A 20,848-nucleotide genomic window follows, 5' to 3' on the forward strand; every position below is an offset into this window, starting at 1 on the left:
TCGGGGCAAGGCGCGAAGCCTCAGTTCTGGATCAGGCGGATCAGGGTTCCGTCCGGGTCGATGAGCGCGCCGATCCGCATGCCCGACTCCTCGATCTTGGGCGCGTGCAATCGGGGTTGGCCCCAGCACGTCTCCGGCAGTCCGGTGCCAAGGCACACGGCGTAGAACGCGTCGAGATCGTCAAGCCGCAGGCAACAGCTGAGGTTGCTGGTCAGCGGATCAAGTTCCGGGTGCGGGAAGAACTCAAGCGTCAGCCCGCCCCGTTTCAGGATCATCCACCCTTCGTCGCGCCAGCCCTGCTGGAAGCCCAGTCGAGTGTAGAACTGGGACGTAGCTTCGAAATCCCGCGACGGCAGGTTGGGCGTGGCGTGATCGGTCACGGCGAACTCCGGAATGCAGCAGTGCCGCCTAAGCCTAGCCGCAACAGCCCTTTCCATCCACCTGGATCGGCGGACACGGCACGTCGGCATAGGAGCAGAACACGCAGCAATCGCCGGGTTGAGGCTTCAGCTTCACGCCGCAACCGAGGCAATCGTAAAACCAGATGCAGGCGTCGGTGGGCATGGTCTCGGTCGCGACGTGACCGCAGTGCGGGCAGGTCAGCGTCGATTCCAGAACGATGGCGGGGCTCATCGCATGGCCGCCAGTCGCGGCATGGCCCATGGTTCGATGTAGGGCTGCCAGGCCAGGGACAGGACGATCAGCAGGCTGGCGATCACCAGCAGCCAGAACGCCAGACGCGAGGGCCGGCGGCAGGATGCGTCCTTCCGACACATCCGCAGGCGACGCCAATGCAGCAGCCAGCCGGCGGCCAAGATGACGGCGGCCAGAAGCGTCAGCCAGGTTCGCGCGCCCGCGATGACCGCGGCGCCGGCGAAGGACACGCCCGCCACCGAGAGAGCCAGAGGCAGTACACAGCACGCGGCCCAGGCGAACACCGAGGCCACACCGCCGATGGCGGCCGAGGCGCTGACGGCGACCTCAGGAATATTGGGCCGGTCTTGATCGATGGCCATGGGGCCTCCCGTTCGATTTCTGCTACAGGCTACAACCCGTAGCCGCTACGGGATCAAGAGCCATGTCCGCACGAAGTTTGACGATCGGGCGCCTCGCAGAGAGCGCCGGGGTGAACTTGGAAACGGTGCGCTACTACGAGCGGATCGGCCTGATGCCCGCCCCGGCCCGCACCGAGGGCGGACACAGGAGCTATGAGCCGGAACACGCCCAACGCCTGCGCTTCATCCGCCGGTCCCGCGAACTGGGATTCGGCATCGACGCCATTCGGCGGCTGATCGCGTTGAGTGAGCCGGGCGTCCAGGCCTGCTGCGAAGTCCGCGACATGGCCCAGGACCACATCGCCAGCGTGGACGCCAAAATCGCGGATCTGGAGCGGCTCCGGACGGTGCTTAAGCAGGCCGTCGCGGACTGCAGCGAAGGCGGGCGGGTTCGGTGTCCGGTGATCGCAGAACTCGGATCGATCGCATAGGTGATGACCTGCGCACCCTGTCGAGCCGGTAGGGTCCTGGCAATCACGCGCCGATGACGCCGAGGTGCTCAAGCAGGATCATCAGACGGAGCGCGACAAGCGCGAGCCCTCCCAGAAGCTCGGCGATCTTGCCAAAACGCTGGCCGACGGCCCGGCCAATCAGCATGCCGATCGTGGTCAGCAGGAAGGTCGTGACGCCGATTGAGGCCGCGATAACCCAGATATTGGCTCCGATGAAGGCCAGGCCGACGCCAACAGCCGCCGCGTCGATGCTGGTCCCGACCGCCATGGCGATCAGCGCCCAAGGTCCGGACCGGCGTGGGGCATCCTCAGCCAGGGGACGGGTCGCTTCCCAGATCATCTTGCCGCCAACAGCGGCGAGGAGGCCGAAGGCGATCCAATGATCCACGCGTTCGACGAGGCCTGCAGCGACCATGCCGAGCCCCCAGCCAATCACCGGGGTGATGGCCTCGATACACCCGAATACCAGGCCTGCCTTCACGGCGCCGGCCAGGTTCGGTCGATGCAAAGCACCACGCCCAACGGCGGCGGCGAAGGCGTCGGTAGACATGCTGAGAGACAGAACGGCGATGGCGACAGGAGTCATGACGAGCATCCACCCGGCAACGAACAGCGCTTCCCTCCCCGGCCGGTGCGGCGGTGGGACGCGCTGGTCTCGCTAGGCGGCGGTTCCGCTGGTCGGACCGCGCGCCGAAACGCGAGTGTGTTGATCCGACCCCGGCGATCAGACGCCGGAAGCTACTCCCCAACAGGAAGCGGCCTCATAGGAGGTGTCGCGCGCCGGTGCAAGATACTATAGGGGAGTATCCATGGCGCATACCTCCACGAACAAGAAGAAGCTCGTCGCGCGGGTCCGGAGGATCTCGGGTCAGCTCAGCGCAATAGAGCGCGCCATCGAGTCTGAAGCCGGGTGTTCGCAAATCCTGCAGCAGGTCGCGGCCGCGCGGGGCGCCATGGGCGGGCTTCTGGAAGAGTTGATTGAAGACCATCTGCGCCACCACGTCGCTCATCCCGATCTGAGCGAGGACGCCCGGCAGGGCGGCGCCGACGAGTTGATCGCCATCATTCGCCGCTATTCAAAGTAAGGCCCGCGCCATGTCCGCGTCCGAGACCGACTATCTGACCCACGACCACTATTTCCTCAGCCGTTCGCACGACGACAGCGCACGGCGAACGCTGTGGGTGGTCGGCCTGACGGCCGTCATGATGGTCGGGGAGATCATCGCCGGCCTGGTCTACGGCTCGATGGCCCTGCTGGCCGACGGCTTTCACATGGCGACCCACGCCGGCGCCCTGGCCGTTGCGGCCGGCGCCTACGCCTACGCCAAGCGGCATGCCGCCAACCGGCGCTTCAGCTTCGGGACCGGCAAGGTCGGGGACCTGGCGGGGTTCGCCTCGGCGCTGGTTCTGGGCATCGTGGCGCTCGGGATCGCGGGAGAGTCCATCGGCCGCCTGATCGATCCGCGCTCGGTCGCCTTCGGCCAGGCGACGCTGGTCGCCATCCTGGGTCTCGTGGTCAATCTGGTCAGCGCCGTCCTTCTGTCCGGCGGGGGGCACCACCACGGTCGTCATGGCCACGGGCATGGCCATCACCACGACCACGATCATCACGACGACCATGATCACCAGCACGGTCATGGCGGCCATCGCGACAACAACCTGCGCGCCGCCTACATCCATGTGCTGGCCGACGCCCTGACCTCGGTGCTGGCGATCATCGCCCTGCTTGCGGGCCGCTATATGGGATGGGTCTGGCTAGACCCGCTGATGGGCATCGTCGGCGCGATCGTCATCGCCCGGTGGTCGTGGTCCCTGATGCGCGACACCGCCGCGGTGCTGCTCGACACAACGGACACCGCCATCGAGGCCGAGGTCCGCGAATTCGTCGAGGGGCCGGGCGACGCCCGGATCACCGATCTGCACGTCTGGCGCATCGGGCCGGACGCGCACTCGGCTATCGTCAGCGTGACCGGGGCTGTGGATGTCGCGACCGTTCGCGACCGGCTGAGGCCGGTCCACGAGCTCGGGCATCTGACGGTCGAGTGCCGTTGACGGCGATCGGCCTCAATGGCGTGACGGTGTGATCGAGGAGGCAGCCTCGCGGCAAGCGTTTTCGCAGCGGCGGCATTCCTCGGCGCAGATGCGGCAATGCTCGTGCATCTCGGCGTGTTTCTCACATTCGACAGCGCAATCCGCGCAGGCCTCGGCGCAAGTCTCGAGCATGCGCTGGATCAGTGTCTCGTGGCTGCCGGCGCGACGCGCGGCGAGGCCGGCCGTGGCCAGGCAGACGTCGGCGCAATCAAGATTGAGGCGGATGCACTGGGTGAGATCCTTCACCATATCCTCGGCCAGGCAGGCATCGGCGCAGATGTGGCACACCGCGGCGCAGCCGTAAGCCGCTTCGATCGCGCGAACGAGACTGTCGTTGACGCTTCCGCGCACGTCGGGATGGGTGCTGATCATTGGTTGGATTTGCATCGGAGGGCTCCTTGGTTGATCGGAGTCCAACCCAAGCGCCGCGACGGGGTTCCGAATGGCGACGCCTCCGGATATCCCGCGGATGACCATCGCCTCCTCCCTGGGGCTACGGACAGATAAGACTGCGGTGAAGCGCCAAAGAGCGGACATCAGTCCGCCGCCGAGAACTAGATGTTTCGACAAAATCGAAGTTGTCCGCACGCGGCGGCGGACCAACATACATCGTATGGCTGGCTGTCCGATCGCGAACCCGTAGTGGCGGGAATATCCGACAACCGTAGCCGTTGACTCGGAGGACCGCCGAGCGCAACCCAAGCGTTAGCAAGGGGCGATTCAGACCCGTGGAGGGAAACATGGCACGTCGGGTGTTCTTCAGTTTTCACTATCAACGCGACATCTGGCGTGTGAATCAGATTCGCAACATCGGCGAGATCGTGGGCACCGCGGCGGTCGGGTTCCATGACGCCTCGCTCTGGGAAGAAGCCAAAAAGAAGGGCGATACGGCGATCAAGAAGATGATCGACGACGCGCTGCTCAACACGTCGGTTACGGTTGTTTGCATCGGCGCGGCCTCAGCGGGCCGCAAGTACATCGACTACGAAATCAGCCAATCGATCGCGCGGGGCAACGGGATAGTGGGCATCCAGATTCACGAGCTCAAGGATAGGCTCGGAAATACGGATCTTGCCGGCGCTACCCCGGCTCTTCTTACGAGGGCCGGGGTGCCCGTCTACAAGTATGCCGATCACGCCCGGTTGGCGGCTCGGATTGAAGAGGCGGCCAAGCGGGCCGGACGGTAGGATGCCTACGTCAAGCCGAAATCGCTTTCTCAAGGATTTTCCAGCTGCCCTCCACGAAGGCGTTGGCGCAGTGTTCGTCGGCGCCGGTGTTTCGAAGGCCGCGGGATATCCGACTTGGGCGGAGCTTCTTAAGGACATCGGCGAGGAACTCGGTGTCCGCTCCAGCGACATCCAGGACCTCGCCGCACTGGCCCAGTGGCACATCAGCGAGAGCGGTGCCGCGACCGGCGTCCGCAACGTGATCCGGCAAGAGATCGGCAAAGATCGACCGGTTCCGCCGACCTTGGAGGTGCTGGCGCGCCTCCCCGTTCGGCAGATCTGGACGACGAACTACGACCGTCTGGTCGAGCGCGCCTTCGCCGTGATCAATCGGCCTGTCGATGTTGTCTCCGGGGCGGCCGACCTTTCGCTCCGCGCCCGGCCCGGCGCGGCACGGCTCTACAAGATGCATGGGTCCGTCGACCGAATGGACGACATCGTCATCTCGACCGACGACTACGAACTCTATCGGTCCAAGCGTGGGGCCTTCCTCCCCCTGCTGCAGGCGCATCTCAGCAGCATGTCCGTTCTTTTCATCGGGCTCAGCCTGACCGATCCCAATGTCCGGCACGTGCTATCCCTCATTCGTGAGAGCTTCACTGAAGCGCCGCCGGAGCACTTCGCAATCGTGAAGCCGCCCAGCCTGGCGGACTGTTCTTCCGAGGACGAGTTCAGGGCCCGCACGGCGCAGCATAAGCACTGGGCCAAGGACCTTCGCCGCTACGGACTGAGGACAATCGAGGTAGAGCATTACGACGAAATTCCCGAACTGATGCGCCAGGTAGAGCGCCGCGTCGCCGCGATGCGGGTATGGGTCAGTGGAAGCTGGCCGCTCGACGGCGACGACGGTCGCGCCGGCGATCTGTATCGCCTTTCCGAGGCGGTCGGCGGGTTGATCGCGGACACCGGGCGGGATCTGGTGAGCGGATCGGGCTTACTGGTCGGCCCAGCTGTGATTGGGGGCTTTATCGACCGTCTCCGTCAGGACGGCGGGTGGGATCTGGACCGCCGGCTGATCGTCCGACCCTTCCCTCAACCGCTGACGGATAGGGAGCCGGACCAGAAACGATGGACCGCGCTTCGCGCCGAGATGGCGCGACAGGCCGGGATTGTGATTTTCCTAGGCGGCGCAAAGCTCGAGGGCGGCTCTCAGATCGTTGCGGACGGCGTGTTGAAGGAGTTCGAGGTCGCGCGCGAGGCCGGGGCCTTCATACTGCCCATCGGTGCGACCGGAGGCGCGGCCGAGCAAATCGCGCAAGATCTGACTGGGTCCGCTATCCCATCGCAGGGCGCAAGCGCGGCCAGGCCAACCGACGAAGAGCTAGCCGTCCTGTCAAACCAGGCCACAACACCCGACAAGCTCCTGAAGCTCGTTCGAGAGATACTCCAACGGCTGGCGAAGCCACAGGACGACAACTGAGGTGACCCGGTTCGTAACAAGGGCGGAACTTCGGGGTTTCGCCGCGAACATCACTTTGACCGAACAGGCCTCCGTGCTTCGCACGGCTTCGGCGCGAAGCCCTGCCGGCTCAACTTTCCTGTCCCACTCCAGCAAGGACCAGGATCTTGTCGTGGGTGCCACGATCGTCCTGCAGAACCACGGCGCCGTGGTCTACATCGATGAAATCGACCCGGAGATGCCTCCCTACACCACGGACGAAACCGCCAATTTGCTGAAGTCTCGCATCAAGCAGAGCAGCAGGTTCGTTCTTCTGACGAGCAAGAACAGTAAGGAGTCGCGCTGGGTGCCTTGGGAGCTGGGAGTGGCTGACGGCTACAAGGGCCTCGGACAAATCGCTCTGTTTCCGTCCTCGGACGATCTGCACGACTCGACCTGGGCCTCATGGGAATATCTGGGCCTCTATCGCCGGATCGTTTGGGGCCAGATGAAGGGCAGCGACCAAGACATCTGGATGGTACTAAATCACAAAGCGAACACCGCAACGCCTCTCCGGAAATGGCTGACGGGTGGGTAGCTAGGTCGTGGGTCTAAGCTTATCAGCGCCACGCCGCCATTCATCATAGGACTTGTACGACCCCATCTCCGTGCGTCGTACTTGGTTCACGAATATGCTGGGGCTGCCGCTTAGGTTTGCGAAGTCTATCTTGGGATAAATCTCTAGATACTCTTCGCCTGTGAAGTCGAGTTCGCCCGTTGGAGGGATCAGCGGAAGGATCGCGACGTTGCCGTTATGGCCGTCGAAAAAACCGAGCTCCCACGGCATCCACCTCGACCGCCTCGAATGTCGGGAAAAGAGATAGAAGCAGGCGTCGCACTTCCTCATACGATGCCGCAACCTCTCTGCCGTAGCGCCGGTGACTGCGTTTCGGTCAAGGTTCGGATCGCTGATCCAGTCCACGTAGACGGTCTTTCCGGCCTCCTCCAGGATCCGCTTCACCCCCATGACGAGACTAGCGTCCCGAACGGAATGGGAGAGGAAAATGTCGAAGCGATCTGTCAGGGCGCTCAGCGCGGAGTCGAGAGCGAGCGCGAACGCCAGCACATGAGCGGGCTCGTCCTCTGCTACGCCAGCGCGAGCGCGGGCTTGAGCTTCAGTTAGATACATACGGTCAAGCTGAAGCGTAGACCCGCCCGTGTCCAATTGGAGATTGAGTAGGCATCGGAAGTCCGGGGTTCAGCAACTCGAAGCGGTTTGACGCCCTGCTCCCCGAAGCGCGATCTTGTTTTTGAAGGACCTGCCGCCGGGAGGCCGACAATGCAGCGGCCTTCATTGCGCTGGGTACTGCGGAGAGCGCCACAAGCGAACCAAGAGCGACGGCTCTATAGCGGATGTCAAATCCGGATCTGCGTGAGCGACACTTCCAATCCCTTCCAGCCATATTCTCTTTAGCAACGGCAGGTCATAACTTCCGCATGGCCTTGCCTTGGGACTTCAGCTCGGACCACTGTCCGGTCGTATACCACTACACCTCGATCGAGGCGGCGCGGGCGATCGTTGAAAACCGGACCTTTCGGCTCTCCGAGTATACCGCGCTGAACGACGCTTCGGAGTTTTCGTATGCTCGGGATCGACTGATCGGCCTTATGCGGGATCGACAGGTCTACACGGACCTCACGACCCGCATTTTCGTCGTGTCGGAGCTTGAGGGGCTGACCGCAAACACCGGCCTCATGATCGGGTCATTGACTCCTCGGCGCGACGATCTGGGGCAGTGGCGAAGCTACGCGGGCGATGGTGGCGGGTGCGTTCTGGGCTTGGACGCACGGCATCTCGAACACGACGCCGGCGTCGCGATCCGGACCGTGGTTTACGACGAAGCCTTGGTCGACCGAATGCTCTGTCTCGGCTTGGGCGTCGTCCAGCAACAGCTAGAGGATGATCCTGACGATCACCCGACGCTTTCGGACTATGCGCGGCGCCTGTGCGTCGACCTCTTTTCGATGAAACACCCTGGCTTCGCGGACGAGCGCGAAGTGCGGATATCGCGGATGCTAGTTCGCAATGGCGACGGCGCACTCGAGGACGTTGGTGGAAATCGGACGGGCGGAGAAAAGACACCTGCGCTTCCAGTGGGTCTTCGCGCCGGCCGTTTCGGGCCGACGCGATATGTGGATGTGCCCCTCGCCCGCCAGGATGGTTCGTCGGCGATAGTCAGCGTCGGCATGGGCCCGACCATGTCTGCGGACGCCGCCCCTGAGGCCAGCGACTTCTTCCAGTCTCACGGGCTCGAAATCTGGCGCTCCTCGCTCCCATACCGGGCTTGATATTCAGAAAGCCGCTTCTGCTGGGCCGAAAGGCCCGTTCTGGTGACGGCCCGACCCCGCGATGGCGACCTGCTAGCGCTTTATCAAGCCGAATGTCAGAGGCGTCCAAAAGTCGGCGCGGATCCGAGTGAGACGCAGGACACCTGCGGTATTCAGGCCCCGACTCCAAGCCCGGTTAGTCCAAGTCGGCCCGGCCATAGCCAGACCTCCACTTGCCTGTGAGCGCAAGGACAGGGTTGCGGCTCCGTCGAAACAGCCGACATCGCCGGCCTTGGGGTTCAACACCCGCCCCTCGAAGACATAGCTGAGGACGGCGTCCCCGGCTTCGTTCGCCGGCCTTAGTTCAACGGCCTTCAGGGTTGATATCTGATAGCGATCGTCGGCACTTTCGAGTTCGAGATAAATCCGGGCGAAGGTGGTCCGGATTTTCACCGACACGGGAACCTCGACCAAGTCCGGCAAGGGCCTAGCCAAGTCATCCACGTCGAGAGCGGGTGCGCCAGCCTGTTTGGCCGCCTCCTTAAGCCGCTCGACGACGGACCAATTCGAGGCGACCACGCCCGACCACTCCCCGTCAAGCTGCGGAGCCTTGCGTTGAAAATAGGGGACAAGCCACAGCAGCCGCCAGATCGGCGTCGCGACGAAAACCGTCACTAAAAGCGAGGTCAGGCTCATACCGCTTTGCAATGACGGGAGGATTTCGCTTCCGACCAACAAGCGCGCGCCAATGATCGCGACGCAGATCGCCAAAGCTGCCGTGAGCCAAGCCTTCCAACCCAGAACGGAATGCATTTCGCCCCCTTGCGGTCACAATCTTTAACCCTAGATGTAGGGTTCGGGCGCGCTCAGGACAACAACATGCGGTATAATGCACATCGGCTTCTTCATCAGGCGGCGAATCAACCGTGCCTGAGATGCGAACTGGTTATCACCGACGCGCAGAAGCACAAACTCCAGACCGCACAGAAGCTGGTCCGCAACGCGCTTCGTGCAGGGCTGCGGGTGGCCGGTGCCTATCTGACCCAGGACGAGGTCCCTCTGGTCAAGGCGCACGGGGTTCCGGACCCCGCCGCCCTGTCCTTTACCCCGAAGTTCCGCACCCAAGGATCTTGGGCGTACGGCACGCTGAATCAGCCCGCGAAGGCCTGTCAGCAACTCGACCTCGATGACGGCATGTATGTCCCCATGTCGATCGTCGGGCTCAACCCGGCCGTGGCCTCGAACACGCTGTTCGCGATCGTCGAACGCATCCTGGGCGCCCTCTGCGACGCCCAAGGCTGGACCCTCGACACAAGCAAAAGCATCTGCGTCCGGGTCGTGATTGATGCGGAAGCGCACCTCGACCTCAACATCTACGCCATCCCTGACGTGAAGATGGCCCTACTTGAAAAAGCCTTTCATGCGGCGGCCAATCGCGCAATGGACGGCTCCGCGTTCTCGTCCCCGCCGCCCGAAATCCGGCTCGATCCGAGCGAGATCTATGTCGCCCACCGGACTACAGGCTGGGAGCAGTCGGACCCGCTGGAACTCGAGGACTGGTTCGTCAATGCGGCGGCGCGTCATGCCAGCTGGACCGACCTAAAGCGGCTTACTCGCTATCTCAAGGCGTGGCGGGACTACCACTGGGACAGCTGTCGTTTGAGCTCTCTGGTCCTGATGGTCTGCGCTGTTGAAGCCTTGGACGAAGCCAATACCCCGCCCCAGCCTGGGCGGGACGACGACGGGCTGCTGGTGGTGGCCCGCGCCCTGTCCGCCAAGATCGCGGGCGTGGTGTGGAACCCGGTGGTTGACGACAAGGCCCTGAACGACAACTGGACCACAACCGAGCAGAACCAGTTCGAACTCAAAGCGCGCGCCCTCGCCAGTGAATTGGACGGTGCTCTCAACAACGAGACCAGCATCTTCAATGTCGTCGAGCGCTTCCGCAGGCTCTTCGGTCATCGGGTGCCGGACAACGCCGCTCTTGTGTCGCCCATCGCATCCGCAAGCCAGGTGCGCTCCACCGTTGCAGCGCAAAGCCCATCGCCCCGGGTGGGGTCCCAGACCTCCGGGTGACGCCTCTGGAGACCCGCGCTTGGGCGGCCCTCGACGCCGCCCTCAAGGCGCGAGGGTTCGCCTATGTGCAAAGCCGACGCGGGATCACCCGCTATCGCGGCGACCTCCGGTCGGGGAGGACCACCATCGCGGTCGCGGTCTGCGTGACTGATCCGGTGATGACGACGCCACCGAAGATCTATGTCGAAGACCTCGCGATCCGCAGGCGCCTTTTGGCCCACCTGAACGCCGATGACAGCCTCTGCTTCGCCGAGAAAGAGGTCGAGGAATATGATCCCTACAATGCCGGAGGGGCCATCCTTAGGGTGCTCGAGTCCGCCAAAGAGACGCTCGACCAAGTGCTCCACGCTTCCACGCTCGCCGACCGCCAAAGGGAGTTCGTCTCCTACTGGAACCCTGACACCTATCTCTATACGGACCTCCCCGCAGGGTTCTCCGGTCGCGCGCGCTGCTGCACCTGGAACAGGGTCGGCGGGCGAGACAGTTTGGTGATCACGACACCAGAACGGGTTAGCCGATGGAGCCGGGACAAGCCTGACGATGTACGGCAGGCATATGTGCTGCGCGGCAACCGCCCTTTCGACATTCGGCGAGGCGGAGGGCCGGGCAAAACCCTCGCCACGCTAAAGACTTGGATCGCGCATTTCGTCGATGAGCCGGACGCCATCGCCCACGCATTTGCGCCTGCCTTGGTGGACGAGGGGCACATCATCCTTGCGGCCGAGAACGGGGTCGTCGCCGCGTCATTCAAATGGCCCGAGTTCGCCAGGATCGCCTATGCGAAAGCGCCCCAGAATCGTCGCGCCCGATCCATATCTCACGGAGAGAACGAGATGACCCTCGATCGTGGCCTTGCCGACAGCGTCGCTCTCCCGGACTTGGTCAACGGCCGGCTCAGCGCGCCTTCTCCCCTTATCGGAAAGGCCGTCGCAGTCGTGGGCGCGGGCGCAATTGGTTCCCGAGTCTGCCTAGAGCTGGCGAGGTCCGGCGCCGGTCAATCTCAGCGCCCCATGTTGATCATCGACGGCGATCAGTTCTCGACCGCCAATTTTGGCCGCCATGTCCTGCCGGTTTCCGCGGTTCGCCTCGCCAAGGCCGGCGCTCTCGCCGCCGAAGTTCGACGGCTCCATCCCGACCTGACGGTGGAGGGCGTGGCCACCGACGTGTTCGGGGTCACAGCCCGACTCCAAGACTACGACCTCGTCATCGACGCGACTGGCTCAACACCTGTGGGCCTTCGTCTCAACGATTTGGCCGTAACGACCCGCCGCCTAGGCAAGCCCTTCCCCCCGGTGATCCACGCCGCCATCCACGGCAATGGTCTGGCGGCCCAGACCGTGCTGGTCACCCGCTCAGCCCATGCCTGTCTAAAGTGCTTGCGGCCTAACCACGGCGAACTCAAAGCCAATCCCCTCAAACCCGGCGTGACCACGGCGGTCGAGAGCGGCACCTGCGGCGATGGCGCTCATATCAACTATGCAGCCCCGGCGCCGATGCTCGCTGCCACCCTTGTCGTTCAAGCCGCCCTTGAATGGGCGGCGGCACCCGACATGCCAGGTCCTCGCGTCCGCACTCGGGTGCTGGATCTCGAGCATACGGCTCCTCCGAAGGACCGAAACTGGCCCATCGAGCCGCTTTGTCCGGCCTGCCAAGGCCCGGTGACTTGAGTTTCGGCCCCCGCAACGTCCTTGTCGAACACATGGTGTTGAGCCGCATCAAGGCCATCGCAGAAGCCGCAGCCTTTCGACACGAGGTCGGTGGGATTCTGTTGGGGAGCTATCGTGGCCGCGATCTTCATGTCATCGACGCTTCCGCTCCTCAGAACAGCGACCGTTGGTCCCCGACACGGTTCTGGCGATCTCCAGCCGGTCACCAGGCCTTTGCGGATGCAGCATGGAGACGGTCTGGCGGTCTGGTAACCCATATTGGCGAATGGCATTCCCACCCGGAACTCCGCCCGACCCCCTCGGTGATCGACCGGGCGTCCTGGCTCAAGTCGCGACGTGAGCAGCGACGCCCGCTCGCCTTCCTCATTGTCGGGACCGCCGATGTCTGCGTCTGCGCCGACGCGGAGCTCGGAACGATCCGGGCGCTTGTCCCCATCGACCAAGACGAAATGGGCGTTCTGTTTGGGCATCCCCTGAGCGATCCATCGCGACCTGTGACCGTAAGCTAATGACGAAGGCACGTCTCGATGTTCCCGAAGACTGGATTTCCCGGACGCTGGATCACGCGGTCCAGCGCTATGCGAACCGGACGGGTGAACTATTCTATTTCAGCATGAAGGGTCACCACGAGGCGGTCCGTCACGCTTACGAGGACCTCGGTGGCGAAGGTCAGTGGTGGATCCCCACCCTCAGCAACAATCTGCTCAAGGCCATCGCCCTGACGTTGAACGGCCAGTGGCAGAACGACGTGGTGGAATGGTTGTGCGAAACCCAGGCCTTCGGATCATCAGGTGCCACGGACTTCTCCAAATTCAGGAAAAGCGCGTCGCCGGAAGCGGTCAACAAGCACGTCCGCCGCCTACGGGGATGCGGCCTCTCGACATTCCCGGAATACGCCACGCTCCGGGAACTGCACCTCGTCGCTAATGCGGTGAGGCACGGTCCGGGACGTTCCCTGACCGAACTTTGGGAAGCCCATCCGGAACTGTGGGCACCCGATAGCGAGATCATCCGACTGCGCCCTTGGTACATGCCCGCGAAAGAGCCCTTGTCTCAGTTCATCGTCAGCGAGGCTGACATGAACCGATACAACGATGCGGTTTGCACCTTCTGGAACCGGGTCGCTGAGGCAGCCCTCACGGAGGGTGAAGGATCAGACTGACCTGCGTCAGCGGTCAAAATTAACAGAGTCCGCACCCCAAGATCTCGATACTCGATTTGCTTAGCTACCCGCTCCCGCAAAGCAGACCAGATCGACGACGGCTCAGAGTCACGAGCCGCCATCAAGCCATGAAAAAGCCGCGCGCCCCCAAAGGGCGCGCGGCGAGTTTTCGCTCGATCTGTGCGCTGCGGCTATTCGGCCGCGAACGCATAGGCGTCGTCGTTCGGCGCGGTGCGGGTTTCGTCGTCAGCACCCTCGCCTGCCTCCTGCGCCTCCGCAGGCACACCAGCCTGCGTCCGCAACACCGACGGCAGCCAGCCCCGACCCTCCACTAGCCGTTCCGCCGCCTCGGCCATGTCGCCCTTTCTGAACCCGGCGATCCGGCCCGCTTCCTCCGGATTGACGGCCTCGGTCACCGCCTCCAGCACCCGCGCCTTGGCCACCCGCGAGAAGTAACTGGCCGCCGTCGCCGTCCACGTCCCGGCCATGTCGAGCCCTACAGCCGTCGCCAGCGTCTCGGCCTGCGCCAAGGCGCCGGGCCGCCGGTCGTGCGGATCGCGCACCGCGTAGAGACCGACCCCGGCGCAGCAGGCCATCAGGTCCAACTGCTCCGAAGGCGGCAGCGCGGCCACCACGCCCCAGAGGTCTTCCGGGCGCTCGGGCAGGCGCGCGCCCCACGCCTCGCACCGGTCGCTGACCCGGCGTCCGGCGGGGCCGTCCTCCACCCCCGGCGCCAGCCGCTCCAGCCCGGTCGTCGTCAACCGAAGCTGCAACGGCGTCCAGACGCCGTAGCCCGGATAGAAGACCTGCAGGGCGAACGCGTGAACCACCGTCGCCAGCGCCGCATTCACATCGGCCTGCACCGCGTCGCGCAGACCCATGGTCTTGTGGGCGGTCAGGTCGATCAGCAGACGATCCGACAAGGCCGAGGGCGCCTCGTCCTCGGCGGCCTCCGCCTCCGAGCCCGGCGAATTGTCCGCACTCTCGTCCGCCGCCTCTTCCTCCTGCCACGGCGACGGCGGATCGGCGGGCACGTCCTCGGCGCGGACCAGTCCGCGCTCGAAGCGGGCGAGGCCGTCGTGACCCAGCGTCACCACGACCCCGGCCCGCGCCCTGGCCTCGTCGGCATAGGCGAAGTCCGGGCCGAAGGCCTGCAAGGCCTTGTCGATCTCCTCCAGCCGGGCGTCCACCTCGGGGGGGAACATTTCCGCCGCGTCGGTTTCAGAGACGAGGCGGTCGTATTCCTCGGACAGGGCCGCGATTTCGGCGACGTCCGCGTCCGACCGTTCGACCGCCACCGGATAGACCCGCCCGAACGCCGAAACGTCGGGGTAGTCCAGACAGGCCTCGGCCCATTTCCAGCCCTCGCGCTCGCGGGCCTCGTCGGCCAGTCCGGTCAGCTTGTCGCCGACCAGCCGGTCCAGCAGGACCACATCCTCCAGCCAGCCGCCGCCGTCCTCGGTGAACAGGTCGCGCAGCACCCCGCCCCCCTCGGCCTCGTAGGCCTCCACGCCGACGAAGCGGACGCGCCGGTCATCGACGCGGACCTTGGCCTCGGTCATGGCGCGGCGGATGGCGTAGGCCGGGGTGTGCGGCCCGATCTGCTCCAGCACCTGCCGTTGCCGCTCGCGGTCCTCGCTGACGCAGAAGGCGGTCAGTTGGTCGAGCGCCAGCGTCCCCTCCCGATAGGCCGTCATCAACTCCGGCGCCGCCGACCCGAGCCGCAGCCGCTGGCGCACCACATGGGCCGACACTCCGAACCGGGCGCCGATCTCTTCGGGTCCGTAGCCCTTCTCGGCGGCGAACCGCTGGAAGGCCTCGAACTGGTCGGCGGGGTGCATGGCCTCACGGGTCATGTTTTCGTCGAGGCTGATCTCGTGGGCGTCGTTCTCGGCGTCCACGATGACCCGCACCGGATGGGTCCGCTTGATGGCCTTGCGCTTGGCCAGCAGCCGCAGCCCCTGACGGCGCCCTTCGCCGATGGTGACGAGGTAGTTTCCGGTGGGCGCGCCCTCCCCGTCCCGCTCGATCTCGACCACGGGCGGCTGCAACACCCCCTTGGCCTTGATGGAGGCCGCGAAGGCCTCGATGGTCGCCGGGCTGTGCGGGGTCTTCCTCGCATTCTTCGGCGAGGCCTTGAGCCGGTTGAGCGGCACGGTGATCTCCGAGCCGTGCTGCGGCGCGGTCGCTTCGGTCGCGGCGGTTTCGATGGATTGAGCAGTCATGTCTGCCTCCTTGGGCAAGGGTTGCAGGCACGCGAACTGCGCGCCTGAAACCCTGCCCGTCGGCGAGACCGGGGTAGCAAGGGCCAGGGCGGACCGGCCGGAGGGGGATCGCCCGACCTGCACAAGCCTGCCCGTTATTCCGAGGATCGCGCCTTCGCCGGCGCGGAAGGTCGGGGAGACCGGCCGGTCCGGCGGCGTAGCCGCTTCACCCTGGCCCGCGCGGGGGCGGAGCCCCTAGCGCTTCCGACCGATGACGATCCGATCGCCCTTGCGCGGAATCACGCAGTGAACATACTGGGAACACGGAGAGGACATGGTCGCAACGGTCAGGAAGCCGCAAAGGACGTTGGAACGGGTCACCGACCTGTCGACCGGCGCGACCATCACCAGCGACCAGCTTCTCGCCATTGATCCCGACCGCTACCAGAAGATCCGCCGCAACGCTGCGGCCGCCCGCCGCGAAGGGGCGGCCGCCTATGTCTGCGAGCAATGCGGCCACGGCGTCTATGCGCCAAAGGAAGCGCGCACCTGCCTGCCCTACTGGCGTCACCACAAGGGTGCGCCGACGACCTGCCCCTGGTGGACAGGGGACCCCGCCACGGTCGATCAGCGCAGCGCCGCGCAGTTTCAGGGCGCGCAGGAGAGCCCTCTCCACAGCTGGCTCAAACATCAGGTCGGGGAGATTCTCGCCATCGATCCGGCGACGGAGGCCGGCTCAATCCATATCGACGAGTATCTGAGAGGCGAGACCGGCCACCGACGGCCCGACGTACGGGCGATCAACAACGGCCGAAGCCTGGCGCTGGAGATCCAGCTCTCAAGCACGCAACTGCCGATCATCGACAGTCGAGAGCATTTCTACGGGCGAGAGGGTTACCACTTGGTCTGGCTGACGTGGAAGTTCCAGCCCGTTCCTCGCCGGCTGCTTTTGACGGCGTTCCTCGACATTTTCTATTCGCACAACAAGAACCTGTTCTCACTCGATGAACAGGTCCTGGCCCAATCGCGCGAGGAAGGCCGCTTCCTCGTGCGCTGCCATTGGGAGGACGGGCGCGACTGGCGGTCCGCGATCTTCGCCCTGTCTGATCTGCAATGGCCCGCCTCAGGCTTGCCCTACGCCGTCGCGCCCTGGAACGTCGACTATCTGCGTCGATGGCGAGAGGCCGTCGTGGAAGGGCACCTTCCGTGGCAGGCCCGGCAGGACCTGCTGCAGGAGCTGGTGGAACGCGTCGCCCTCACGGGGGTGGAGCCCCGCGACCTCGACACCCTGCAGATCCCGGTGCTCGTCAGCCTGATTCTGTCGCTGGAGCTGCGGCAGCCTGTGGCGACCAAGCAGAGCAACCTGGTCGAGATGCTCAACACCTTCTTCAGCAACAGCGAGGAGCGCCACAAGTTCGCGGGGCTGATCCGGCGTGTGGCCGGAGCGACCGATCAGTTGGCGGCTCTGCAGAAGCCGAGCGTCGCGCGCAAGCTCCGGGCCTCCCTCACCTCTCCCCAGATCACCCAAGGCTCCGTGGAGGGCCGCATCGTCCACGCACTGTTCCCTGATATTCTCATGCGCTCGGCGGCCTGACGACCGGTTCCGGCGCGCGCGGCGGCGCCAACCGCGCTCTTGCGCTACGGGGCGGCCGGGCGAAGGAAGTCCTCAAGGCGCGGGGCAGGCTGGTCCAGGTCCGTGATATGGGTCTCCGACCAGAGGATGGAGGTCTCGTAGAAGGACGTGCACACCCGCTCGCCGTCCTGTTCGAACCAGTGGGTCGCTTCGGGCAGAAGGGCGTGCGGGACTGGGTGTCGGGCGTAGGGATTGTGGAACACCTCCATCTCCGCCGACCAAGGTTCATAGCCCTGGGGCCAGAGCCCGCGGTACTCCGGACTCGCGACGTCAAGACAGAAGGGCTCGCCCTCCAGAGCCCCCGGCCGCCGATCGAAGAAGCGCCCGATGCGGCTGTAACGCAGCCCCTTGGCCTCGGCTCCAGCGGACACCATCACCCGGTTGAGCTTCGAGATGGCGCAGGCGTTGGAGAAGATGACGGCGGACAGCTCGGCGTGGTCGGCGTTGGCGAACAGTCCGGCGGGAAAGGCCGACGGTCCCTGCAGGTGCGCCGCCCTGGTGGTCCGCGCCACCTTGCGCCCGCCGTCGTCGGCAACCTCCGCCCCTTCGCCGTAGAGGTAGCCGATCAGGCCTTCGCGGCTCCAGAGCATCGACGCGGGCGCATGGAAGTCCGCGACCGCCAGCATGAACGGCTTGCCGGTGACGTGCGGCATCCGATCGTAGCCGCGCTGCAGCTTGCTGCCGAGGGTCTTGGCGAACCGAACAGCCGCCGGTCCGAAGAACAGCGCGTCTCGCTCAGTTGGCGGCGCGCTTCTCGGCGCGTTGACGTGCTCGAACGGCACCTCGGGGTTGGCGGTCACCGCTTCGACCCAGGCCTCTCCGCCCAATGGGTTCTGGATATGGAAGTCCGGGGAGTCCACAGGCTGACTGACGAGAAGCCCCTGCTCGCGGAAGGCTGCGAGCAGCTGAGCCTCCCACATCCGCGTGTGGAAGTTCCGGGTCTGGCAGTCGCCCGCCCAGTTCCGGTCCGGATTGGGCAAGGCGAGATAGAGCTGGTTCAGGACCCATGCGGCGAGATGGTGCGTGGGTCGCAGGAGAACCGAGAACTGATCGCCGGGCGTCCGACCCTTGAGATCGTGTAGCGGAGGCCGTGGCGCGGTGTTGGGCGGGAGAGGCTCTGGGGGCGCGCCGATGCGCAAAAGGAGCTCGAGGCGGGCCTTGGCGTCCTCAAGGCTTGCAAAGCCGATCTCCTCCCCGGTCACCGTCCAGACGTGATCGACGCGGCGTCGCATGGCGATGATCCCGAGCGAACCGTCCTCCGTCTTCTGGGTGACGATGCCGCACACCATCCCCGCTGCGTCGCCCCACGCGCCAATGGGCGGGCGGTCGCCAAAACCGTGGCCCCGCGGCAGGGCGAGCGCGAAGACGTCGAACATCGTCTGTGGGATCAACTTCATGACCCTATATGGACGCGGTGATCCGGAGAGCGAACCCATGAGCTTTGATGACCTGATGCAACGCCCCTTCCGATGGCCGAAGGCGGACGACAGACTTTTTCAGGTCTCGGCCCGGTGGGACGGGAACGCCGTGTTGGCTGAGCATCCGCATAGCCGAATGGTGCTGATGCTGACCGGCTACAAGCGGGCGGCGGACAGTCTGGTCAAGCAGGCCGTCGAGGATACGGCCGATCGTGACACCCTCGTCTTCCCGATCATCTTCAACTACCGCCAATTCCTCGAACTCTCCCTGAAGTATCTGATCTCGACCTACGGCCGGACCGTCGGAGTTGATCCCATCTGGAAGTCTCACGACCTCACCAAACTGTGGACGCAGTTCGAGGCGGTGCTCCAGGCGTTCGGGAGCGACGACGAGGACGGCGCGACCGCTGCGGTCGGCAGGCTCGTCGCGGAGTTCGCGACCGTCGATCCCGGCTCTTTCTCGTTCCGATATCCGGTCGACACCCAGGGGCGGCCGATCGAGCTGGCCCACGGCTATATGGACCTCTCCGTCCTTGCCGATGTCATCGAGGGCGTAGACGGCTATTTCACCGGCTGCGACGGCTATCTGGACGCCTTGGCGAGCGCGGGACCCTGACCCTAGGCCACCGGCCGATCCGCGCTGACCCCCGGCGCAGGCGTCGCAGGCCTCGGCGGGTTCAACCAGGCCTGAACCGGCCGGTCGAACCCATACCGGAACGCCGCCGCCCCCATGAACGCCGCCGCCAGACCGGCGGCCCAGACGCCCCAGCGCATCCCGATGGACCAGTCCGACTGTCCGACGGCGTCGAAGACGCCGAACCAGACGATGCGGGCGACTTCATTGGTGAGAAACATCGCGAACGACATCAAGCCGAGGTGTTCGATCAGGCGCGACGAGCGCACCACGGGCAAGGCTCCAGCCGCCCAGATGATGATCGTCATCAGCAGCAGGGAGGCCAGGCCGAAGGGGCCAACGGCCTGACCGAGCGCGAGCGCACCGAAAGCGCCGAGTCCCAAGGCGCCCGCCACGGACGGACGCACGTAGACGCGCGCACCGACCACGGCGGCGGCCACGCCCAGCAGGAAGAGCGGAAGGGCGCGGAGGAATCCGAACCGCAGGGGGAGGCGATAGACCGGATCGCCCAGCCAGACGCGGCTGGCGACGTCGGCGGCGAGAAGCAGGGTGATCGCGATCGCGGCCGTGGCCCGGGGTCGGCTCCAGAGCGCCCGGCAGATCCAGGGCAGGAGCAGATAGCAGCCGATCAGAGCCGACAGCGTCCAGGTCGGCGCGTTCCAGCCGACGCCGCCCGGCACGCCATAGGCCTGCACGAGCAAGACCTGGGCGGGCAGCTGGCTCCAGTCGAACCATTGGGGATTGCTCGGTCGGACCCCGGCCAGAGCGGCGGCCGCGACCAAGGCCGCGAGACCGGCGATCACGGCCAGATGGGCCGGGAACACGCGCAGCAGCCGCTGGCGCGCGTAGGCCCCGACGTCGATCCCGCCCGAGGCCAGGCGCTCGCCGTAGATCCGGGCCAGCACATAGCCGGAGTCGATGATGAAGAAATTGGTCAGCAGGAACCCCCGGTCGAACACCGGATGGATCTGTCCGAGCGGCAGCGGGGCCGCTTCCCGGAAGTGGTAGAGGATGATCAGCGATCCCGCGGCGAACCGCAGCACGTCCAGCCACCCTCCGCGGGCGATGCGCGCGGGGCGGCGGGCCTGACCTTCCCCGTCGGAGCTTCTCGTCATTCGCGCTTCCCTGTGGCGGCGGGGCGTTCGTTGGCGTGAGGATGGTAGTGCACGTCCGCCCGCACCCCGTACAGGATGAGCGTTCCGGCGACGCAAAGCACGCCGAGCCCGCCGGCGATCATCAATCCGGCCCGGTCGCGGGGACCGAACACCAGACAGCCGCCCGTCACCAGGCTCATCATCACGCCGTAGCCGATGTAGAGCGGCGTTCCGTAGGCGCCGAGCAGGGAGAAGGCCATGCACAGGACGACGAAGGCCGCGATCAGGCTGGCGCCGACGGCGATTACGACATCAAGTACTGGCCGGGGCTTCGGCGGCCGGCGCGGGCTCGAGCCGCGGCGGCCCTTGTAGCGCCCTTGGCGCCAGCGGATGCTGCGGCTGCGGACCGTGAAGCGCTTGCCGGCCATGG

At 65.3% G+C, this 20,848-nt stretch carries 24 protein-coding genes; 13 read left to right on the forward strand and 11 right to left on the reverse strand.

Features of this window, described 5'->3' with window-relative positions:
- Window positions 1-20 precede the first annotated feature (20 nt).
- Genes PKE72_RS03685 through PKE72_RS03695 form a run of 3 tightly spaced genes read right to left on the reverse strand, consistent with a single transcriptional unit; the run spans window position 21 to window position 1,016 of the window.
- Window positions 21-380 (reverse strand): bleomycin resistance protein, encoded by a 360-nt coding sequence (locus PKE72_RS03685; RefSeq protein ID WP_219895936.1) that lies wholly within the window; start codon window positions 378-380, stop codon window positions 21-23.
- Between the two features lie 34 nt (window positions 381-414).
- The gene (locus PKE72_RS03690) at window positions 415-633 is read right to left on the reverse strand and encodes a GDCCVxC domain-containing (seleno)protein (protein ID WP_054765688.1); all 219 of its coding nucleotides are present in this window, start codon (window positions 631-633) and stop codon (window positions 415-417) included.
- Window positions 630-1,016 (reverse strand): MFS transporter permease, encoded by a 387-nt coding sequence (locus PKE72_RS03695; RefSeq protein ID WP_066624881.1) that lies wholly within the window; start codon window positions 1,014-1,016, stop codon window positions 630-632. Before PKE72_RS03695 ends, PKE72_RS03690 begins: the two co-directional genes overlap by 4 nt.
- A gap of 62 nt (window positions 1,017-1,078) precedes the next feature.
- Between PKE72_RS03695 and PKE72_RS03700 the strand changes: the two genes are divergently transcribed.
- A complete protein-coding gene (locus tag PKE72_RS03700; RefSeq protein WP_054765686.1) occupies window positions 1,079-1,486 on the forward strand; it encodes a MerR family transcriptional regulator in 408 nt (135 codons plus the stop codon).
- Between the two features lie 43 nt (window positions 1,487-1,529).
- Here the strand turns inward: PKE72_RS03700 and PKE72_RS03705 are convergent, their stop codons facing one another.
- Window positions 1,530-2,057: a manganese efflux pump MntP gene (locus PKE72_RS03705; RefSeq protein ID WP_271164065.1), complete on the reverse strand. Its 528-nt coding sequence runs from the start codon at window positions 2,055-2,057 to the stop codon at window positions 1,530-1,532.
- Between the two features lie 259 nt (window positions 2,058-2,316).
- Between PKE72_RS03705 and PKE72_RS03710 the strand changes: the two genes are divergently transcribed.
- Together PKE72_RS03710 and dmeF are read left to right on the forward strand one after the other, a co-directional pair.
- Entirely contained in the window at window positions 2,317-2,592 is a 276-nt protein-coding gene (locus tag PKE72_RS03710; protein WP_054765685.1) for a metal/formaldehyde-sensitive transcriptional repressor, read from the forward strand.
- Window positions 2,593-2,602: 10 nt separating this feature from the next.
- Window positions 2,603-3,559 (forward strand): CDF family Co(II)/Ni(II) efflux transporter DmeF, encoded by a 957-nt coding sequence (dmeF, locus tag PKE72_RS03715; protein ID WP_054765684.1) that lies wholly within the window; start codon window positions 2,603-2,605, stop codon window positions 3,557-3,559.
- Window positions 3,560-3,571: 12 nt separating this feature from the next.
- On the opposite strand, the gene PKE72_RS03720 is transcribed toward dmeF, so the two are convergent.
- Window positions 3,572-3,985, reverse strand: a complete 414-nt coding sequence (locus PKE72_RS03720; RefSeq protein WP_054765683.1) for a four-helix bundle copper-binding protein — start codon at window positions 3,983-3,985, stop codon at window positions 3,572-3,574.
- A 353-nt stretch (window positions 3,986-4,338) separates the two neighbouring features.
- Between PKE72_RS03720 and PKE72_RS03725 the strand changes: the two genes are divergently transcribed.
- The 3 genes from PKE72_RS03725 (at window position 4,339) to PKE72_RS03735 (ending at window position 6,800) form a co-directional block, all read left to right on the forward strand.
- Window positions 4,339-4,785 (forward strand): TIR domain-containing protein, encoded by a 447-nt coding sequence (locus PKE72_RS03725; protein WP_219895937.1) that lies wholly within the window; start codon window positions 4,339-4,341, stop codon window positions 4,783-4,785.
- A gap of 70 nt (window positions 4,786-4,855) precedes the next feature.
- Window positions 4,856-6,244 (forward strand): SIR2 family protein, encoded by a 1,389-nt coding sequence (locus tag PKE72_RS03730; RefSeq protein ID WP_224761456.1) that lies wholly within the window; start codon window positions 4,856-4,858, stop codon window positions 6,242-6,244.
- A gap of 55 nt (window positions 6,245-6,299) precedes the next feature.
- Window positions 6,300-6,800, forward strand: coding sequence for a toll/interleukin-1 receptor domain-containing protein (locus tag PKE72_RS03735; protein ID WP_197273301.1), 501 nt, complete (start codon window positions 6,300-6,302; stop codon window positions 6,798-6,800).
- Here the strand turns inward: PKE72_RS03735 and PKE72_RS03740 are convergent, their stop codons facing one another.
- A complete protein-coding gene (locus PKE72_RS03740) occupies window positions 6,801-7,328 on the reverse strand; it encodes a toll/interleukin-1 receptor domain-containing protein (protein ID WP_054765679.1) in 528 nt (175 codons plus the stop codon).
- A 371-nt stretch (window positions 7,329-7,699) separates the two neighbouring features.
- Here PKE72_RS03740 and PKE72_RS03745 point away from each other — a divergent pair, with 371 nt between their 5' ends.
- A complete protein-coding gene (locus PKE72_RS03745) occupies window positions 7,700-8,551 on the forward strand; it encodes a DUF2971 domain-containing protein (protein ID WP_054765678.1) in 852 nt (283 codons plus the stop codon).
- Between the two features lie 72 nt (window positions 8,552-8,623).
- On the opposite strand, the gene PKE72_RS03750 is transcribed toward PKE72_RS03745, so the two are convergent.
- A complete protein-coding gene (locus tag PKE72_RS03750; RefSeq protein ID WP_054765677.1) occupies window positions 8,624-9,343 on the reverse strand; it encodes a hypothetical protein in 720 nt (239 codons plus the stop codon).
- Between the two features lie 66 nt (window positions 9,344-9,409).
- On the opposite strand from PKE72_RS03750, the gene PKE72_RS03755 reads away from it, so the two are divergent.
- From PKE72_RS03755 to PKE72_RS03770, 4 genes are read left to right on the forward strand one after another with little or no spacing between them, the layout of a single operon-like run.
- A complete protein-coding gene (locus PKE72_RS03755; RefSeq protein ID WP_112862343.1) occupies window positions 9,410-10,606 on the forward strand; it encodes a CBASS cGAMP synthase in 1,197 nt (398 codons plus the stop codon).
- Window positions 10,603-12,273 carry a ThiF family adenylyltransferase gene (locus tag PKE72_RS03760; RefSeq protein WP_271164066.1) on the forward strand — a complete coding sequence of 557 codons (1,671 nt, stop codon included), beginning with the start codon at window positions 10,603-10,605 and terminating at the stop codon, window positions 12,271-12,273. Before PKE72_RS03755 ends, PKE72_RS03760 begins: the two co-directional genes overlap by 4 nt.
- Window positions 12,270-12,782, forward strand: coding sequence for a Mov34/MPN/PAD-1 family protein (locus PKE72_RS03765; protein WP_219895938.1), 513 nt, complete (start codon window positions 12,270-12,272; stop codon window positions 12,780-12,782). Before PKE72_RS03760 ends, PKE72_RS03765 begins: the two co-directional genes overlap by 4 nt.
- Window positions 12,782-13,435 carry a hypothetical protein gene (locus PKE72_RS03770; RefSeq protein WP_219895939.1) on the forward strand — a complete coding sequence of 218 codons (654 nt, stop codon included), beginning with the start codon at window positions 12,782-12,784 and terminating at the stop codon, window positions 13,433-13,435. Before PKE72_RS03765 ends, PKE72_RS03770 begins: the two co-directional genes overlap by 1 nt.
- Window positions 13,436-13,626: 191 nt before the next feature.
- Here the strand turns inward: PKE72_RS03770 and PKE72_RS03775 are convergent, their stop codons facing one another.
- Window positions 13,627-15,660: a ParB/RepB/Spo0J family partition protein gene (locus tag PKE72_RS03775; RefSeq protein ID WP_271164067.1), complete on the reverse strand. Its 2,034-nt coding sequence runs from the start codon at window positions 15,658-15,660 to the stop codon at window positions 13,627-13,629.
- Window positions 15,661-15,973: 313 nt separating this feature from the next.
- On the opposite strand from PKE72_RS03775, the gene PKE72_RS03780 reads away from it, so the two are divergent.
- Complete coding sequence (locus PKE72_RS03780) at window positions 15,974-17,233, forward strand: DUF6035 family protein (protein ID WP_271164068.1); 1,260 nt, start codon at window positions 15,974-15,976, stop codon at window positions 17,231-17,233.
- A gap of 44 nt (window positions 17,234-17,277) precedes the next feature.
- Here PKE72_RS03780 and PKE72_RS03785 read toward each other — a convergent pair whose 3' ends face one another.
- Window positions 17,278-18,648, reverse strand: coding sequence for a hypothetical protein (locus PKE72_RS03785; RefSeq protein WP_219898431.1), 1,371 nt, complete (start codon window positions 18,646-18,648; stop codon window positions 17,278-17,280).
- A 58-nt stretch (window positions 18,649-18,706) separates the two neighbouring features.
- Here PKE72_RS03785 and PKE72_RS03790 point away from each other — a divergent pair, with 58 nt between their 5' ends.
- Window positions 18,707-19,306, forward strand: a complete 600-nt coding sequence (locus PKE72_RS03790; RefSeq protein WP_219895942.1) for a hypothetical protein — start codon at window positions 18,707-18,709, stop codon at window positions 19,304-19,306.
- A gap of 2 nt (window positions 19,307-19,308) precedes the next feature.
- Here PKE72_RS03790 and PKE72_RS03795 read toward each other — a convergent pair whose 3' ends face one another.
- Both PKE72_RS03795 and PKE72_RS03800 read right to left on the reverse strand, forming a co-directional pair.
- Window positions 19,309-20,439 carry an acyltransferase family protein gene (locus PKE72_RS03795; protein WP_219895943.1) on the reverse strand — a complete coding sequence of 377 codons (1,131 nt, stop codon included), beginning with the start codon at window positions 20,437-20,439 and terminating at the stop codon, window positions 19,309-19,311.
- A complete protein-coding gene (locus PKE72_RS03800; RefSeq protein WP_219895944.1) occupies window positions 20,436-20,846 on the reverse strand; it encodes a hypothetical protein in 411 nt (136 codons plus the stop codon). The genes PKE72_RS03795 and PKE72_RS03800 overlap by 4 nt, the downstream gene beginning before the upstream one ends.
- Window positions 20,847-20,848: the final 2 nt, after the last annotated feature.

The organism is Brevundimonas intermedia (assembly GCF_027922165.1).
GTDB classification, from domain to species: Bacteria; Pseudomonadota; Alphaproteobacteria; order Caulobacterales; family Caulobacteraceae; genus Brevundimonas; species Brevundimonas intermedia.

What these genes read in the sequence shown, in the direction of transcription:
- PKE72_RS03745 (WP_054765678.1), top strand. Translation starts at nt 7,700, where the DNA reads ATGGCCTTGCCTTGGGACTTCAGCTCGGACCACTGTCCGGTCGTATAC.
- PKE72_RS03790 (WP_219895942.1), top strand. Translation starts at nt 18,707, where the DNA reads ATGAGCTTTGATGACCTGATGCAACGCCCCTTCCGATGGCCGAAGGCG.
- PKE72_RS03800 (WP_219895944.1), bottom strand. Translation starts at nt 20,846, where the DNA reads ATGGCCGGCAAGCGCTTCACGGTCCGCAGCCGCAGCATCCGCTGGCGC.
- PKE72_RS03785 (WP_219898431.1), bottom strand. Translation starts at nt 18,648, where the DNA reads ATGTTCGACGTCTTCGCGCTCGCCCTGCCGCGGGGCCACGGTTTTGGC.
- PKE72_RS03755 (WP_112862343.1), top strand. Translation starts at nt 9,410, where the DNA reads ATGCGGTATAATGCACATCGGCTTCTTCATCAGGCGGCGAATCAACCG.
- PKE72_RS03690 (WP_054765688.1), bottom strand. Translation starts at nt 633, where the DNA reads ATGAGCCCCGCCATCGTTCTGGAATCGACGCTGACCTGCCCGCACTGC.
- PKE72_RS03780 (WP_271164068.1), top strand. Translation starts at nt 15,974, where the DNA reads ATGGTCGCAACGGTCAGGAAGCCGCAAAGGACGTTGGAACGGGTCACC.
- dmeF (WP_054765684.1), top strand. Translation starts at nt 2,603, where the DNA reads ATGTCCGCGTCCGAGACCGACTATCTGACCCACGACCACTATTTCCTC.
- PKE72_RS03725 (WP_219895937.1), top strand. Translation starts at nt 4,339, where the DNA reads ATGGCACGTCGGGTGTTCTTCAGTTTTCACTATCAACGCGACATCTGG.
- PKE72_RS03795 (WP_219895943.1), bottom strand. Translation starts at nt 20,439, where the DNA reads ATGACGAGAAGCTCCGACGGGGAAGGTCAGGCCCGCCGCCCCGCGCGC.
- PKE72_RS03770 (WP_219895939.1), top strand. Translation starts at nt 12,782, where the DNA reads ATGACGAAGGCACGTCTCGATGTTCCCGAAGACTGGATTTCCCGGACG.
- PKE72_RS03720 (WP_054765683.1), bottom strand. Translation starts at nt 3,985, where the DNA reads ATGCAAATCCAACCAATGATCAGCACCCATCCCGACGTGCGCGGAAGC.
- PKE72_RS03700 (WP_054765686.1), top strand. Translation starts at nt 1,079, where the DNA reads ATGTCCGCACGAAGTTTGACGATCGGGCGCCTCGCAGAGAGCGCCGGG.
- PKE72_RS03695 (WP_066624881.1), bottom strand. Translation starts at nt 1,016, where the DNA reads ATGGCCATCGATCAAGACCGGCCCAATATTCCTGAGGTCGCCGTCAGC.
- PKE72_RS03750 (WP_054765677.1), bottom strand. Translation starts at nt 9,343, where the DNA reads ATGCATTCCGTTCTGGGTTGGAAGGCTTGGCTCACGGCAGCTTTGGCG.
- PKE72_RS03710 (WP_054765685.1), top strand. Translation starts at nt 2,317, where the DNA reads ATGGCGCATACCTCCACGAACAAGAAGAAGCTCGTCGCGCGGGTCCGG.
- PKE72_RS03775 (WP_271164067.1), bottom strand. Translation starts at nt 15,660, where the DNA reads ATGACTGCTCAATCCATCGAAACCGCCGCGACCGAAGCGACCGCGCCG.
- PKE72_RS03705 (WP_271164065.1), bottom strand. Translation starts at nt 2,057, where the DNA reads ATGTCTACCGACGCCTTCGCCGCCGCCGTTGGGCGTGGTGCTTTGCAT.